The sequence below is a fragment of the Aquabacterium sp. genome, from assembly GCF_050725395.1.
In the GTDB taxonomy this organism is placed as follows: domain Bacteria; phylum Pseudomonadota; class Gammaproteobacteria; order Burkholderiales; family Burkholderiaceae_C; genus Aquabacterium.
Genome location: NZ_JBOHHL010000037.1, coordinates 1 through 14,894, shown reverse-complemented (window position 1 = coordinate 14,894; position 14,894 = coordinate 1). Strand labels below are relative to the sequence as shown.

Here is a 14,894-nt window from a genome sequence, read left to right as displayed (position 1 = left end):
GGGTTCCCCTGCCCTCAAACCCCACCGATCTTGGCCGTGCGCAAATCCAGCGTCAGCGGATGCTCGATGCCCGGCTTGAGCGGCTTCACCGCCATCACCCCCGGCGTGTGTCCCATGCGGAAGAAACGCGACAGGCGGCGGCTTTCGGCCTCGTAGGCGTTGACCGGGAAGGTGTCGTAGTTGCGGCCACCCGGGTGCGCCACGTGGTACTGGCACCCGCCCAGCGAACGCTTTTGCCAGCTGTCGACCAGGTCGATGGTCAGCGGGGCATCGGAGCCGATGGTGGGATGCAGGCATGAGGGTGGCTGCCAGGCGCGGTAGCGAACGCCAGCCACGTATTCACCGATGCGCCCCGTGGGGTGCAGCGGCAGCACGTGGCCATTGACGGTGACCACGTGGCGGTTGCCGTTCAGGCCAGTGACCCGCACCTCCAGCCGTTCGAGCGACGAATCCACATAGCGCACGGTGCCGCCGGGCGAGCCTTCCTCGCCCATCACGTGCCAGGGCTCCAGCGCCGTGCGCACGGTCAGGCGCGCGCCACCGGCGGCCACCTCGCCCACGTAGGGAAAGCGGAACTCGAAATGCGGTGCGAACCAGGCTGGGTCGAACTCGAAGCCGGCCAGCTTCAGCTCGGTCAAGACGTCGTCGAAATCTTGTTCGACGAAGCTGGGCAGCAGGAAGCGGTCGTGCAGGCCCGTGCCCCAACGGGTCAGGCGTTGGGCGCCGTGGCCCTTGTAAGGTTCGCGCCAGAACCAGGCCAGCAGCGCCCGCAGCAGCAGTTGCTGCACCAGGCTCATGTGGGGATGCGGCGGCATCTCGAAGGCGCGCAACTCCAGCAGGCCGAGGCGGCCGGTGGGGCCATCGGGTGAATACAGCTTGTCGACGCAGAATTCGCTGCGGTGCGTGTTGCCGGTGGCATCGATCAGCAGGTTGCGCAAAGTGCGGTCGATCAACCATGGCGGGCAGTGCCCCCACAGCTCCATCTGGCGCTCGATCTCGCGCATGCCGATCTCGACCTCGTAGACCTGGTCCGTGCGCGCCTCGTCGATGCGCGGCGCCTGGCTGGTCGGTCCGATGAACATGCCCGAAAACATGTACGACAGCGAAGGGTGGTTGATCCAGAAGGTCAGCAGGCTGGGGATCAGGTCCGGACGGCGCAGGAAGGGGCTGTCGGACGGCGTGGCGCCACCCAGCACGAAGTGGTTGCCGCCGCCGGTGCCGGTGTGGCGTCCATCGACCATGAACTTCTCGGTCGACAGGCGCGTTTCATGCGCGGCCTGGTACAGGAACTCGGTGTGGTCGACCAGTTGCGCCCAGCTCGAAGCCGGGTGGATGTTGACTTCGATGACGCCGGGATCGGGCGTGACCTGCAGCATCTTCAGACGGGCATCGCGTGGCGGCGGGTAGCCTTCCAGCACGATCTGCATGCCCAGGTCGGTGGCCGTGGCCTCGACGGCGGCCAGCAGGTCCAGGTAATCGTCGAGCACCGTCAAAGGTGGCATGAAGACGTACATGACGCCACCGCCATCACCGTTCTCTTCGACCTTGGGGCCATTGCTGCGGTCGGGGTTGCGCACCTCGACGCACAAGGCCGTGCGCGTGATCCAGTGGGCGGACTCGAAGCGGTTGGGCGCGCGGCCCGCATCACCCGTGACGGCCATGCCGGGCACCGATTCGCCCAAGCCTTTCCCCGAGGCGAGGTCGCCCCGGCCGGCCAGCCCCGCGTCCACCTGCATCTGATGGCGACCGTATTGAGCTTTGAGTTGCGCGGCCGGCGCCAGCGCGGCCTGCGGCGCGAAAGGGTCGTGCACGTGCGTGTACGGGTACTGCTCGGCCGACACCCAGGGCAGCGAATCCAGCGGCAGGCGGTAGCCCATGGGCGAATCGCCCGGCACCAGGTACATGCGGTCATCGCGGAAGAACCAGGGGCCGCTGATCCAGCGTGGCGCGTCCAGCATCAACTCGGACTCGCGCTTGATCGGCAGCACGTAACCCACCGTCTTGTCCAGGCCGTAGTCGAACACCCGGCGCAGGCGCAGGCGCTCCATCTCGTCTTCGAGGCGCGTGTCGAAAGGGTCGACGTTGATGGGCAGGCGACGTTCACGCCACATGTAGTACCAGGCGTCTTCGTAGCCAGGCTGGATGTGCTTGGTGCCCACGCCCAGTTTGGTGGCCAGGGTGTCGATGAACAGCTTGGCATCGTCGGCGTTGTAGCGGACGCTGTTCTTTTCGTCGGCAAAAAGGCTGGGATCGTGCCAGCAGGGCTCGCCATCGGTGCGCCAGAAGATGGACAAGGCCCAGCGCGGCAATTGCTCGCCGGGGTACCACTTGCCCTGGCCGAAATGAAGGAAACCGCCCTGGCCATAGCGCTCGCGCAGCTTGTGCACCAGGGTGGTGGCCAAGCCGCGCTTGGTCGGGCCCATGGCGGTGGTGTTCCACTCCTCGCCCTCGCGGTCGTCCACCGAGACAAAGGTCGGCTCCCCCCCCATGGTCAGGCGCACGTCGCTGGCGTGGAGTTGCTCGTCGACTTGAGATCCCAGCGCGTCGATGGCCTGCCATTGCTCGGCGCTGTAAGGCTTGGTGACGCGCGGCGATTCGTAAATGCGCGTGACGCCCATCTCGTGGCTGAAGGTGACCTCGCATTCATCGACCGCGCCACTGACCGGCGCCGCCGTGGTGGGCTCGGGTGTGCAGGCCACGGGGATGTGGCCTTCGCCGGCCATCAGGCCCGATGTGGGGTCGAGGCCGATCCAGCCCGCGCCCGGCAGGAAGACCTCGCACCAGGCGTGCAGGTCGGTGAAGTCGACGTCGGTGCCCGACGGGCCGTCCAGCGCGGCCACGTCGGCCTTGAGCTGGATCAGGTAGCCCGACACGAAACGCGCCGCCAGGCCCAGGTGGCGCAAGGCCTGCACCAGCAGCCACCCCGTGTCGCGGCAAGAGCCGGACTTGAGCGTCAAGGTCTGCTCGGGCGTCTGCACGCCCGGCTCCATGCGGATGGTGTAGCTGATGTCGCTTTGCAGGCGCTGGTTCAGCCCCACCAGGAAGTCGATGGTGCGCACTTCCCGGCGGTCGATGCTGTCCACGAATTTCTGGAACAGCGGCGTGAGCGGGTCTTTGACCAGGTAAGGCGCCAAGTCATGCTTGAGGCCGGCTTCGTAGTCGAAGGGGTAGGTCTCGGCCTCGGGCTCCAGGAAGAAGTCGAAGGGGTTGTAGACCGCCATCTCGGCGACCAGGTCCACCGTGATCTTGAATTCACGGGTCTTCTCCGGAAACACCAGGCGGGCCAGGTGGTTGGAGAACGGGTCCTGCATCCAATTGACGAAGTGGGTGACCGGTTCTACCTTGAGCGAATAGGAAAGGATCCTGGTTCTGCAGTGCGGCGCGGGGCGCAGGCGCACCACTTGGGGAGACAAATTGACCAGACGGTCGTACGTGTAATGCGTGACGTGGTTAAGCGCGACGTGAATGGACACTCTGATCTCCGGAAAGGACTGGCTTGCACCAGTGTGCAAGCGGCTGTGTGACACCAGCAAGTTATGGGCCACGATGGTGCATGGTATGGCAGCCCTCATGATGGACTCACAAGACCGGCCGTACCGTGCAAACCGCACTGTCTGCACCCCATTCACTTGGAGGGTCGCCCACACAATCCCCTAGCGTTTGCCAAACAGCGCTGGCATAGACTCCACGCAGCTTTTGAGCAAACGGATGGCGAAAAACTTCATCACCTTCGAACACCCACGGACGGGGATCACACGCGAGGCGCCCATTGGTTTCAATTGGCAGCTGCTGCAGTTTGGTGCCTTGCTGCCCTTGGTCCAGCGCGAGTGGAAACTGTGCTTGCTGGTGATCGTCGGTGGGCTCGCCACTTTCAGCGTCAGCAATGTGGTGCTTGCTTTTTTCTACAACAAACTGCGCGTCATGTCCCTCGTCAAGGATGGCTTCCTGGCCCGGGGCACGGAAGAAGGCTCGATCAGCCAGGTCGAGACTCGGCTGAAATTGAAATTGCCACGCCACCTGCCAGCGGACGAGCCACCAGGCTTCGGCCAGCCGCCCGAATGGCCCGTCAGATATCCCAGGGACAATAGAACAAGCACAAATCCGAGCACCTGTCCACCCGAGAAACCCGCCCGAACCATTGATTCAAGGGTCGGCACAACGCTTAGCGTTACGGATCACGGGACAGTGCAAAATCGCCTTCTTTACCCGCTGCAACGCCATGACTGATGTATCCGCCCCTTCGGCTTTGTCCCAACTCAAGATTGACAGAGGTGTTCAAGCTTCGGTAAAAAAGAAAAAAAGCGTCCTGCCCTGGGTGCTGGTGGGTGCCGCGGTGCTGGGCGCCGCCGCCTACTTCCTGGTCCCGCGCACGGCCGAGGTCACCACCACCACCGTGGTGTTGAGCACCCCTTCGCAGCAGTACGTCCAGCTGACGGCCTCGGGCTATGTCGTGGCCCAGCGCCGCTCCGCCGTGGCCTCCAAGGCTTCTGGACGCCTGATCGAGCTCAATGTGCGTGAAGGCTCCCACGTCAAGAAGGGCGACCTGCTCGCCCGCCTGGATGGCAGCGACATCAAGGCCGCCATCCTGGGCGCCGAGGCCGCCGTGCACCAGGCCGAGGCCAACCTCGACCAGTCCCGCGTGCAACTGATCAACGCCCGCGCCGAAACCGCGCGGGCCCGTGGGCTGGAAGCGCAAGGTTTCCTGTCACCGCAAGCCGTTGAAACCACCGTGGCCCGCAACAAGGCCGCTTTTGCCGCCGTGTCCGCGGCCCAGGCAGCCCTGGAACAAGCCAAGGCCCAAGTCAAGGTCCAGTCCGTGGGCCTGGACTACACCGAGATCCGCGCGCCCTTCGACGGCGTGGTGTTGGTCAAGAACGCCAACGTGGGCGACATCATCACCCCCATGTCCAGTGCCGCTGGCGCCCAAGGCGCCGTGGTGACCATGGCCGACATGAGCACCTTGGAAGTCGAAGCCGACGTGTCCGAAGGCAACCTGTCCAAGACCAAGGTGGGCCAGCCCGTCGAGATCACCCTGGACGCCCTGCCCTCGGCCCGCTTCCGTGGCCACGTGTCCGGCATCGTGCCCACGGTCGACCGCGCCAAGGCCACGGTCATGACCAAGATCCGTTTCGACCAGCTGGACAACCGCGTCCTGCCCGAGATGAGCGCCAAGGTCAGCTTCCTGTCGCAAGACATCACCGACGCCGACCAGAAGCCCGTGCTGGCCGTGGCCAACGCCGCCGTGATCAGCAAGGATGGCGCCAACGTGGTCTACCGCGTCAAGGCAGGCGAGGCCGGCAGCGCTGCCACCGTCGAGGAACTGGCTGTGCGCCCAGGCCGCAAGCTGGGTGACCTGCGCGAGATCGCGGGCGAAGTCAAATCCGGCGACAAGCTGGTGACCGCGCCACCTGCCCGCCTGAAGAACGGCTCGCGCGTCAGCGCCGGAACGCCTTGAGGCCAAGCCGTGTCCATCATGAATGAACCCCTAGCCAAGCGCGATCCGGTCATCCGGATCGATCACCTGACCAAGACCTACACGCGTGGCGGACAGCCGATCCCCGTCCTGATGGACATCAACCTGGAAGTCGAGCGCGCCGAGTTCGTTTCGCTGATGGGCCCGTCCGGTTCGGGCAAGAGCACCCTGCTCAACCTGATCGCCGGCATCGACCAGCCCAGCTCGGGCACCATCAAGATCAACGGCGTGGACATCGCGACGCTGGACGAAAGCGCGCTGGCCGACTGGCGCGCCGCCAACGTGGGCTTCATCTTCCAGTTCTACAACCTGATGCCGGTGCTGACCGCGTATGAGAACGTGGAATTGCCCTTGCTGCTGACCAACCTCAGCCGCAAGCAGCGCAAGGAACACGTCGAGGCCTGCCTGGCCATGGTGCGCCTGGCCGATCGCATGGACCACTACCCCAACGAGTTGTCGGGCGGACAGCAGCAGCGCGTGGCGATTGCCCGCGCCCTGGTGACCGACCCCACACTGATCGTGGCCGACGAACCCACCGGCGACCTGGACCGCGCCACCGGTGAGGAAGTCCTCAAGCTGATGGACGAACTGCACCGCGACCTGGGCAAGACCATCGTCATGGTGACCCACGACCCCAAGGCCGCCGCCCGAGCCAGCCGCATGATCCACCTGGAAAAGGGTGTGCTGGTGTCCGAGGTGGATGCCAGCGGACACTGATCAAGCAGAGGCCGGTAGTACATGTTCCTCTTCAAGTTGCTGCTGAAGAACGCCTTCAGGCACAAGCTGCGCACGCTGCTGACCATGGTCGGCCTGATCGTGGCCATCAGCGCCTTCGGTCTGCTGCGCACCGTGGTGGACGCCTGGTACGCGGGCGTCGATGGCACCTCCAACACGCGCCTGATCACCCGCAGCGCCATCTCGGTGGGCTACCCCCTGCCCCTGTACTACGCCGACCGCATCAAGAAGGTCGAAGGCGTGACGGGCGTGACCTGGGTGAACTGGTTTGGCGGCATCTACATTGATCGGCGCAACTTCTTCGCGCGCTTCGCGGTCGATGGCAAAAGCTATTTCGAGATGTACCCCGAGTACATCCTGGACGACGCCGAGAAGGCCGCCTTCATGGCCGACCGACAGGGTGCCATCGTGGGCCGCAAGCTGGCCCAGCGCTTCGGCTGGAAGATCGGCGACACCATCCCGCTGAGCGGCACCGTCTACCCCGGCAACTGGAACTTCACCATCCGCGGCATCTACCACGCCACCGATGCGCGCACCGATGAAAGCCTCATGATGATGCACTGGAGCCTGCTGGCCGAAAGCGTGCGCAAGCGCCTGGGCAATGCGGCGGCCAGCCAGGTCGGCATCTACATGGTCAACATCAAGGACCCAGGCCGCGCTTCGATGATCTCGCAGGAGATCGACGCGATGTTCCGCAACTCGGTGGCCGAGACCCGCACCGAAACCGAGAAAGCCTTCCAGCTGGGCATCGTCTCGATGAGCGAAGCCATCCTGATGGCCGTGCGCGCCGTCAGCTTCGTCGTGATCCTGATCATCATGGCCGTGATGGCCAACACCATGACCATGACCGCGCGCGAACGCCTGGCCGAATACGCCACCTTGAAAGCGCTGGGCTTCTCGCCCGCCTTCGTGGTGAAACTGCTCTTCGGTGAAAGCCTGATGATCGCGGTGATCGGCGGCGCCATCGGCATCGCCATGACCTTCCCGCTGGCCATCGGCTTCCTGCACCAGACCAACAACCTGTTCAAGGTGTTCGAGGTGTCCCAGACCACCATGGTCTACCAGGGCATCGCGGCCGTGATCGTGGGCCTGATCTCGGCCGCCTGGCCCGCCTGGAAGATGTCCAACATCGACATCGTCCAAGGCCTGCGCCACGTGGCTTGAACCGGGACTGACGACATGAGAGCCATTCCCCTTTCCTATGTGATGCGCAACCTCTGGGTGCGCCGGGTCACCACCATCCTGACGGCCGGCGGCATGGCCTTGGTGGTCTTCGTGTTCGCCACCGTGCTCATGATGAGCGAAGGCATCAACGAAACCATGGTCGCCACCGGCCAGCCCGACAACGTGCTGATCCTGCGCAAGGGTGCGGGCGCCGAGATCAACTCTGCGATCACGCGCACGCAAGCCAGCAACCTGGATGCCCTGCCCGGCATCGCCACCGATGGCCAGGGCCAGCGCCTGGTGTCGCGCGAAGTGGCCGTGCTGAACAACCTGCCCAAGCGCGATTCCGAAGAAATGGCCAACGTGACCCTGCGCGGCACCTCGTCCATCGGCTTGGCCATCCGCCCTCAGGTCAAGCTGGTCGAAGGCCGGATGTTCCGCCCCGGCACCTCCGAGATCGTCGTCGGGAAAGCCGTCGCCCGAGGCTTTGCCAACATGAGCCTGGGGCACGCCGTGACCATGGCGGGCCGCGAATGGACCGTGGTCGGCGTCTTCGATGCCGAGCGCAGCGGTTTCGACTCCGAGATCTGGGGCGACGTCAACCAGGTCATGCAAGCTTTCCGCCGCGCGGTCTACGCCAGCATCGTCTTCAAGCTGGCCAGCATCGAGGCCTTCAACGGCATCCGCCAGGCCATCGCGGACGACCCTCAACTGCAGCTCGACGCCAAGCTTGAAGCACGCTTCTACGCCGACCAGTCCGAAGGCATGACCAAGTTCATCAAGCTGCTGGGCCTGTCGCTGTCGGTGATCTTCTCGATCGGGGCCATCGTCGGCGCCATGATCACCATGTTCGCGGCCGTGGCCTCGCGCATTGGCGAGATCGGCACTTTGCGTGCGCTGGGCTTCCGCCGCGAGGCCGTGCTGCTGGCCTTCCTGGGCGAATCCTTGGGCCTGGCCCTGGTGGGCGGCATCGTGGGCCTGCTGGGCGCCTCGCTCATGCAAACCGTCAACATCTCGACCCTGAACTACCAGACCTTCGCCGAGATGGCCTTCCGCTTCAAGTTCACCTGGGACGTCGCCATCCAGACCATGGCCTTCTCGCTGTTGATGGGCTTTTTGGGCGGCTTCGTGCCCGCCTGGCGTGCTGGCCAGCTGAGCATCATCGAGTGCTTGCGCCAGGCTTGAGCCAGCACCGCACAGCGAAACGTGGTGGAGGACTCGCCCCCATGCATTCCATGCCCCGATCACGGCTGACACGGCACAACACGCTGAGCGCCCTGCTGCGCGGTGCCGTGCTGTGCGCGGCGCTGGCAACCGGCGCCTGCACGGCCCTGGCACAACAAGCCACCCTTGATGATGAAGCCACCGTTGCCAAAGCGGTCGCCACCGAAGTCCACGCACTGCTGCCGTCCACGCCTGGCCGCCCGGTCACCAGCCGCCAGGCGCAGCTGCCCCCCCTGGGTTATGTGGAAGAAGAGCAGCGCCTGCGCGGACAATCCCAGGCTTACTCCGCCGATGGCGACTGGGGCGACGACGGACACTGGAAGCTCAAGCCGCGCGGCGCCAAGGAAGCCTACGACACCCGGGTCTTGGTACGCCGCCCCCAAGACCCAGCCAAGTTCAATGGCATCGTGCTGGTCGAGTGGCTGAACACCTCGCTGGGCTTCGATGTCGATGGCGGCTGGATCATGGCCCGAGACGAGATCGTGCGTGAAGGCTATGCCTGGGTCGGCATCAGCGCCGAATCCGCCAGCGTGAAGGCACTGAAGAAAGCGAACCCCTTGCGCTACGCCAACGCCGTGGTCAGCGACAGCGACTTTTCATTCGACATCTACGACCACGCCGCCGTGGCCATCCGCCAAGCCGCCAGCCAATGGGGCCAGCCCGGCACCAAGGTGCGCCTGGTGGGCATGGGTTACTCCAAGTCGGCCTCGTTCCTGTTCACCTTCATCAACGCTTTCCAGCCGCGCAGCCATGCCTACGACGGCTTCTACATGCGCGGCGCGACACCGGCCGCCATCCAGGTCAATGGCTGGCACATCAACAAGGTGATGCCCAAGGTCCGCGCCGATTCGAAGGTGCCGCTGATGCAGGTGCAGACCGAGATGGAAGTGGCCGTGAGCTGGCCGCTGTCCAAGACGGCCGACACCGACAAACTGCGCTACTGGGAGATCGCCGGCGGCACGCACTTTGACCAGCACATGCGTGAAGAATCACTGCTCGCCAGCCAGGACGACGCGCAGCTGACGACGCCCAAGTGCTTCAACCCGTCCAGCACCCTGCCCACCCAGGTGTTCGACCACGCCGCCCTGAATGCCCTGCGCACCTGGATCACCACCGGCACCCCGCCGCCCAAGGCCCCAAGGCTGGAACGCACAAGCACGGGCTTCGTGAAAGACGATGCGCTGGGCAACGCCATGGGCGGCCTGCGCCTGCCGGACATGGACGTGCCGACGGCCAGCCACGGCATGTTCAACAATGGCCCGACCAATTCGCTGGGCTTCTGGGTGGGCTTTGCCTGCATTGCCGGCGGCGGCAGCAAGCCATTGGACCCTGCCAAACTTCGCGCCCTCTACCCCACCGACCAGGCCTATGTGCAAGCCTACAAGCAGCGGGCCGACAAGCTCCTGAACGCCGGGTTCCTGTTGCCGGTCGACCATGCGGCATTGCTGAAAGCCGCCGAGGCCGTGAAGCTGCCCCGCTGATCAGCGCTGCGAAATGCCGTCTGCCGCCAGTTGCGCGCGCAGCGCCTTCAGCTCCGACGGGCGTGCCGTCACGTGCAGGTCCACGCCACCATCCTTCTGCGGGGTGTTCACCACCATCAGCATGCGGATGGTCATGGGGCAGATGTCGTACCAGTCCGGGGTGCCGCGGCCCAGGTCGATGTCGTAGATGGGCAGCTGGATCACGTTGTTCAGGATCAGGCCGGCGCGCAAGGTCTCGATGGTGGGCTTGAAGATCAGCTTCCACACCGCCTTCTTCTGCCGGTAGGTTTCGGTGAGGGCCAGCATCTTGAACAAGCTGGAGGTGCTCACCTGATCGTTGTCCGGACGGCAACGCTCGGCCAGCACCGGCACGCTTTGCCGGGCCAGGTCCGCTTCGCTGTAACGCGCCTCGGCATAGCACAAGGCATTGCCGAAGAAGTCGCGCGGCAGCTTCAAGCGCCGCTTGTAGCGCAGGTCCAGCACCAGGCCCACGCTGCGGTCCACGCCGCGCGGCATGCTCGGCGAGAACGCTTTCATCACATAGGCCGTGACCAGCTCCACCGTGCTCACGCCGGCCGACTCGGGCATCTCGGCCTTGGCCTGCACCTTCCATTGCAGGATGGCCTGGGCCGGCACGCGCATGACCTCGCTCTTGAGCCCCGTCACCGCGCGCCAACCCAGGCCCGCCATGGTGCGGATGTAATCAAGCCACCCCGGCGCCACCATCAGGTCGTAACTGGCGGCATCGACCTCGGTCTTGCCGGCATCGATCATCACCTGTCGGTCGAAAGACGGCGGCTTGATCTCCAAGCCACGGCAGGCGTTCGACCAGTTCTGCATGAAGCCCCAGTAGCTTGACCCATCGAGCAGCGAATGCGGCGCATAACAGCACATCAGGATGCCGCCGTCTTCGTATTGGAAGATGTTGACCTGCAGCAGCGCCGTGTCTTTGTCGACCACGTTCCAGGGCAGCACCAGCTTGAAGAACTGCTTGATGTCGTCCTTGCCAGCCGGGTTCTCGGGGCCGTAGGGCATGGCGCCCGGGCAGCGGCTCACGCGGAAGTCGATGCCTGCGTCGTTGCTGTCCACGTAGACCTGGCCTTGCTCATCCTTCTTGTAGCGCCCGGCCATGATCGGGTAGTGCTTCAAGGTCTCGACCAGGGCGCGCTCGGCCAAGGCCAGGTCGAAGCCCTTCTTGTAGACCAGCACGACCGGAATGCCCGCGTGCGCATGGAAGATGTCCAGGCCCGAGAGATACTGGCGCGGCGCGGTGACGCCCGCCTTCAAGCGCTTGTCCACCACCTGTTCAGCGCGCAGTTTCGCCATGGCGCCGCCCCTCAAGCCTTGCCGGAGATGCCATCGGCTTGCAGGCGTTCACGCAGCGCACGCAACTCGGCTTTGCTGGCGGCCATGTGCAGGTCGATGCCACCGTCTTTTTGCGGCGTGGACACCAGGGCCATCATGCGGATGGTCATGGCGAAGGTTTCATACCAGTCGGGCGTGCCGCGACCCAGGTCGAAATCGTAAATGGGCAGCAGCGACAGGTTGTTCTGAACGATGCCACCAGCCAGCGTGTCGACCGCCGGCTTGAAGATCAGGCGCCAGATCGACTTCTTCTGCCGGTGCTGCTCTGCCACGGTCAACAGTTTTGAGACGGTTTCGGCGCTGACCTCGTCGGCGGGCGGCTTGCACCGGTCGGCCAGCACGGACAGGCTTTGCTGCGCCAGGTCTTGCTCGGTGTAGTGGGCTTGGGCATAGCACAGGCCATTGCCGAAATAATGGCGCGGCAAAGTCAGGCCGCGCACATAGCGCATGTCCAGCGCCATGCCCACGCGGCGCGGCGCACCCGGCGGCATCAGTGGCGACAAGGCCCGGAGCACATAGGCCGTGACCAGCTTGCCAGTGTTCACGCCCTTGGCATCGGGCAACTCGGTCTCCGCCTGGTCCTTCCACGCCTGAATGGCCGGCGCGGGGATGCGGAAGATCTCCTTGTGCATGTTGGTGGCCGCGCGCCAGCCCAGGCGCGACATGGTGACCACGCCGTCCAGGATCGAAGGCTGGCGGACGAGGTCGAAGCCCGTCGTGTCGAGTCCGGTCTGCCCCGCCTTGATCATCACGCTGCGGTCAAATGAAGGCAGTTCCAGCGGCAGCCCACGGCAGGCGCGCGACCAGTTCATCAGGAAGCCGAAAAAGCTGGACCCGTCAAAAGTGGAATGCACGATGCAGACCGCGATCACGATGCCGCCGTCTTCGAACTGGCTGACATCGACCTGCAGCAGGGGCATGTCCTTGCCCACCACCTGCCAAGGCATGAAGCCCTTGTAGAAGTGCTTGAGGTCCTTGAGCAGAGGCTGGTGCTCACCATAAGGCAAGGGGCCCTCACAGCGGTGCACGCGGAAGTCGATGCCATGGTCCTGACCATCGCTGAAGACCTGGCCTTCGCCATCCTTCTGGTAACGGCCCGACACCTGGGGGTAGTGCTTCAAGGCCTCGGCCAGACCTTGCTCGGCCAGTTCGAGGTCGAAACCCTTTTTGAAGACGAATACCAGCGGCACGCACACGTGGCCGTGGAGGATATCGATGCCGGTCAGGTATTGGCGGGGCGCGGTCCCGCCTGAATGAATGCGCTTGCTCGAAACCAGGGTACGACGCGGCTTGCCCATGACACTTCCGAAAATCAATCAGTCGACAACAAATCAAACATGGCGCAGGTCATGCGGCAAGCAGCACGGTCAATTTCATGGCATTTGTATAACATGCGCGAATCCGGATTTTTCCAGAATCATCCGCCGCCCCCGAGGAGGACTTTCCCGAAGGAAAACTCGAATGGTTAATCGATGCCTCATCGGTAAAATCAAATATTTTGCCAAGGATTCGCTTCATGTGGGGCAGATTTCTCTCCAGCCGGTGGTGCATACCGGTTTCCGCCCTGATCGGGATGCTCCTGATCGCCCCAGCCATGAACATGGGCCTGCTGGGTGACGACTACCTGCACTGGTCCTTGCTGACCGGGCATTCGGTCAACGCGCAACCCGGCTCCTTTTTTGGCCTGTTCACCTTTGCCGATGGCCACGCCGCGAGCAACCAGGCCATGATCGACTCGGGCAAGCTGGTGTGGTGGGCCCACGACCATCTGCGCATCGCCTTCTGGCGTCCCCTGGCCGAACTGAGCCAGGCGCTCGACTACCGCCTCTGGCCGGATTCTCCGGTGGCCATGCACGTGCACAACCTGCTGCTGTACGGCCTGATGATCCTGCTGATCGGCAAGCTGTTCCGCGACCTGGACCCCGACCGCCAGCAGGCTGGCCTGGCCACGTGGCTGTTCGCGGGCAACATGCTGCACGTCTTCGCGGTGGCTTGGCTGGCCAGCCGCAACCAGATGCTGTCCGGCCTGTTCGTGACGCTCACCCTGCTGGCCTACCACCATTGGCGCCGCGGTGGCGCCCTGGTCCATGGGGTGATCGCGGCGCTTTGCCTGGTGCTGGGTCTTTTCAGCGCGGAAGCCTCCATCCAGACCGCTGGCTACCTCTTCGCCTACGCCCTGTTCATGGAGCCCGGCAAGCCACTCATGGCGCGGCTCAAGGCCTTGCTGCCGTTCGCGGTGATCGTGCTGGCGTGGAAGGCCGAACACAGCCACCTCGGCTATGGCAGCTTTGGCTCGCCAGGCTATGTCGACCCGACCTCCAACGGCAGCGGCTTCGCCATCAGCCTGGCGCTGCGCCTGCCCGCCCTGATGATCGCGCAATGGTTCGGCGTGTCGTCCGCCATGTTCGAACAGCTCGACCGCGGCACGCAATGCCTTTATTCGGGCGTGGCCACGGTGGCCTTGCTGGGCCTGGCCTGGGCCATCCATGCCCTGGGCGGCTTCCGCTCGGCCCTGGTCCGCTTCTACGCCCTCGGCTCCATCCTGGCCTTGGCACCGGCTTGTGCAGGCTATCCCTTCGACCGCCTCACCGTGAACTCCGACATCGGTGCCAGCGGCGTGCTGTCCGTGCTGCTGCTGATGGTGTGGCGCCAACGCCAGGCCCTGACCGGCTGGGGGCGGGGCTCGGCCAAGAACCTGCTGCTGCTGGTGGGCTTCATCCACCTGGTCATTTTCCCGGTGGCCAAACTCGGCACCTCGGCCTTCATGAAAACCATCGGCGAGGCCGGCGAAGCGCAAGCGGCCTTGGCCATCCCCGATGCCACGCCCGGCCAGACACAGCACTTCCTGCTGATGAACCTGCCCGCCGCGGAAAGCATCTACTACATCCCGCTGATCCGCCAGTACTACGGCCTGCACAACCCGACCACCATGCGGGCCCTGGGGCCCAACAACCAGGCCATGACCTTGACCCGGGTGGACGAGGTGTCCCTGCGCCTGACCGTGCCGACGGGCTTCAAGGGCACCATCACCCGCGACACGCAGCGCCAGCCTTTCAAGGTTGGCGACACGGTGCGCATGGGCGACATCTCGGTGCTGGTCGAAGACATCACCCAGGACCACGCCCCCAAGACCGTGCTGTTCCGTTTCCCCAGCTCCTTGCAAGACGCCCAATGGCAATTCCTGGCCTGGAAGGAAGAAGGCCTTTACCGACTGCAAGTGCCGGCCATCGGGTCGTCGGTCGACATCGCCTTCTATGACCTGGGCAAGGCGATGCTCAAGGCAGCAGATCAGAAGCGGTGAAACAGGGCAAGGGCACCGAGTGAAATAAAAAATGGCCTGTGTCAAGCGTTTTTAATGAATGCAGGCCGCATCAGAAGGCTATACAGGGCAACGGGTTAGGCCGGATTGAAGTCTCTTTCAGGGCTTCGGGCTTTATGGGCTAGGAGCCACA

At 64.4% G+C, this 14,894-nt stretch carries 11 protein-coding genes; 7 read left to right on the top strand and 4 right to left on the bottom strand.

Going from position 1 to position 14,894, the window contains the following annotated elements; translation table 11 throughout:
• Positions 1 to 14 precede the first annotated feature (14 nt).
• Positions 15 to 3,473: a DUF2126 domain-containing protein gene (locus tag ACREB4_RS17985; protein WP_431589618.1), complete on the bottom strand. Its 3,459-nt coding sequence runs from the start codon at positions 3,471 to 3,473 to the stop codon at positions 15 to 17.
• Positions 3,474 to 3,708: 235 nt separating this feature from the next.
• Between ACREB4_RS17985 and ACREB4_RS17980 the strand changes: the two genes are divergently transcribed.
• From ACREB4_RS17980 to ACREB4_RS17955, 6 genes are read left to right on the top strand one after another with little or no spacing between them, the layout of a single operon-like run.
• Positions 3,709 to 4,227: a hypothetical protein gene (locus tag ACREB4_RS17980; RefSeq protein ID WP_431589617.1), complete on the top strand. Its 519-nt coding sequence runs from the start codon at positions 3,709 to 3,711 to the stop codon at positions 4,225 to 4,227.
• Complete coding sequence (locus ACREB4_RS17975; RefSeq protein ID WP_431589616.1) at positions 4,220 to 5,455, top strand: efflux RND transporter periplasmic adaptor subunit; 1,236 nt, start codon at positions 4,220 to 4,222, stop codon at positions 5,453 to 5,455. Before ACREB4_RS17980 ends, ACREB4_RS17975 begins: the two co-directional genes overlap by 8 nt.
• A gap of 18 nt (positions 5,456 to 5,473) precedes the next feature.
• Entirely contained in the window at positions 5,474 to 6,190 is a 717-nt protein-coding gene (locus ACREB4_RS17970) for an ABC transporter ATP-binding protein (protein ID WP_431589615.1), read from the top strand.
• Between the two features lie 21 nt (positions 6,191 to 6,211).
• On the top strand, positions 6,212 to 7,372 hold the full coding sequence (locus ACREB4_RS17965) for an ABC transporter permease (RefSeq protein ID WP_431589614.1): 1,161 nt from the start codon (positions 6,212 to 6,214) through the stop codon (positions 7,370 to 7,372).
• A gap of 15 nt (positions 7,373 to 7,387) precedes the next feature.
• Positions 7,388 to 8,557 carry an ABC transporter permease gene (locus tag ACREB4_RS17960; RefSeq protein WP_431589613.1) on the top strand — a complete coding sequence of 390 codons (1,170 nt, stop codon included), beginning with the start codon at positions 7,388 to 7,390 and terminating at the stop codon, positions 8,555 to 8,557.
• A 41-nt stretch (positions 8,558 to 8,598) separates the two neighbouring features.
• On the top strand, positions 8,599 to 10,077 hold the full coding sequence (locus tag ACREB4_RS17955) for an alpha/beta hydrolase domain-containing protein (RefSeq protein ID WP_431589612.1): 1,479 nt from the start codon (positions 8,599 to 8,601) through the stop codon (positions 10,075 to 10,077).
• Here ACREB4_RS17955 and ACREB4_RS17950 read toward each other — a convergent pair whose 3' ends face one another.
• Genes ACREB4_RS17950 through ACREB4_RS17940 form a run of 3 tightly spaced genes read right to left on the bottom strand, consistent with a single transcriptional unit; the run spans position 10,078 to position 12,960 of the window.
• Positions 10,078 to 11,403, bottom strand: coding sequence for an acyltransferase (locus ACREB4_RS17950; protein ID WP_431589611.1), 1,326 nt, complete (start codon positions 11,401 to 11,403; stop codon positions 10,078 to 10,080).
• An 11-nt stretch (positions 11,404 to 11,414) separates the two neighbouring features.
• Positions 11,415 to 12,740, bottom strand: a complete 1,326-nt coding sequence (locus ACREB4_RS17945) for an acyltransferase (RefSeq protein WP_431589610.1) — start codon at positions 12,738 to 12,740, stop codon at positions 11,415 to 11,417.
• Between the two features lie 49 nt (positions 12,741 to 12,789).
• Positions 12,790 to 12,960, bottom strand: coding sequence for a hypothetical protein (locus ACREB4_RS17940; protein ID WP_431589609.1), 171 nt, complete (start codon positions 12,958 to 12,960; stop codon positions 12,790 to 12,792).
• Here ACREB4_RS17940 and ACREB4_RS17935 point away from each other — a divergent pair.
• A complete protein-coding gene (locus ACREB4_RS17935; RefSeq protein ID WP_431589608.1) occupies positions 12,959 to 14,743 on the top strand; it encodes a hypothetical protein in 1,785 nt (594 codons plus the stop codon). The genes ACREB4_RS17940 and ACREB4_RS17935 overlap by 2 nt on opposite strands.
• Positions 14,744 to 14,894 lie beyond the last annotated feature (151 nt).

Excerpts from the sequence above, each read along its gene's own strand:
- ACREB4_RS17975 (WP_431589616.1), top strand. The coding sequence starts at position 4,220 with ATGACTGATGTATCCGCCCCTTCGGCTTTGTCCCAACTCAAGATTGAC.
- ACREB4_RS17980 (WP_431589617.1), top strand. The coding sequence starts at position 3,709 with ATGGCGAAAAACTTCATCACCTTCGAACACCCACGGACGGGGATCACA.
- ACREB4_RS17960 (WP_431589613.1), top strand. The coding sequence starts at position 7,388 with ATGAGAGCCATTCCCCTTTCCTATGTGATGCGCAACCTCTGGGTGCGC.
- ACREB4_RS17970 (WP_431589615.1), top strand. The coding sequence starts at position 5,474 with ATGAATGAACCCCTAGCCAAGCGCGATCCGGTCATCCGGATCGATCAC.
- ACREB4_RS17945 (WP_431589610.1), bottom strand. The coding sequence starts at position 12,740 with ATGGGCAAGCCGCGTCGTACCCTGGTTTCGAGCAAGCGCATTCATTCA.
- ACREB4_RS17955 (WP_431589612.1), top strand. The coding sequence starts at position 8,599 with ATGCATTCCATGCCCCGATCACGGCTGACACGGCACAACACGCTGAGC.
- ACREB4_RS17950 (WP_431589611.1), bottom strand. The coding sequence starts at position 11,403 with ATGGCGAAACTGCGCGCTGAACAGGTGGTGGACAAGCGCTTGAAGGCG.
- ACREB4_RS17940 (WP_431589609.1), bottom strand. The coding sequence starts at position 12,960 with ATGAAGCGAATCCTTGGCAAAATATTTGATTTTACCGATGAGGCATCG.
- ACREB4_RS17965 (WP_431589614.1), top strand. The coding sequence starts at position 6,212 with ATGTTCCTCTTCAAGTTGCTGCTGAAGAACGCCTTCAGGCACAAGCTG.
- ACREB4_RS17935 (WP_431589608.1), top strand. The coding sequence starts at position 12,959 with ATGTGGGGCAGATTTCTCTCCAGCCGGTGGTGCATACCGGTTTCCGCC.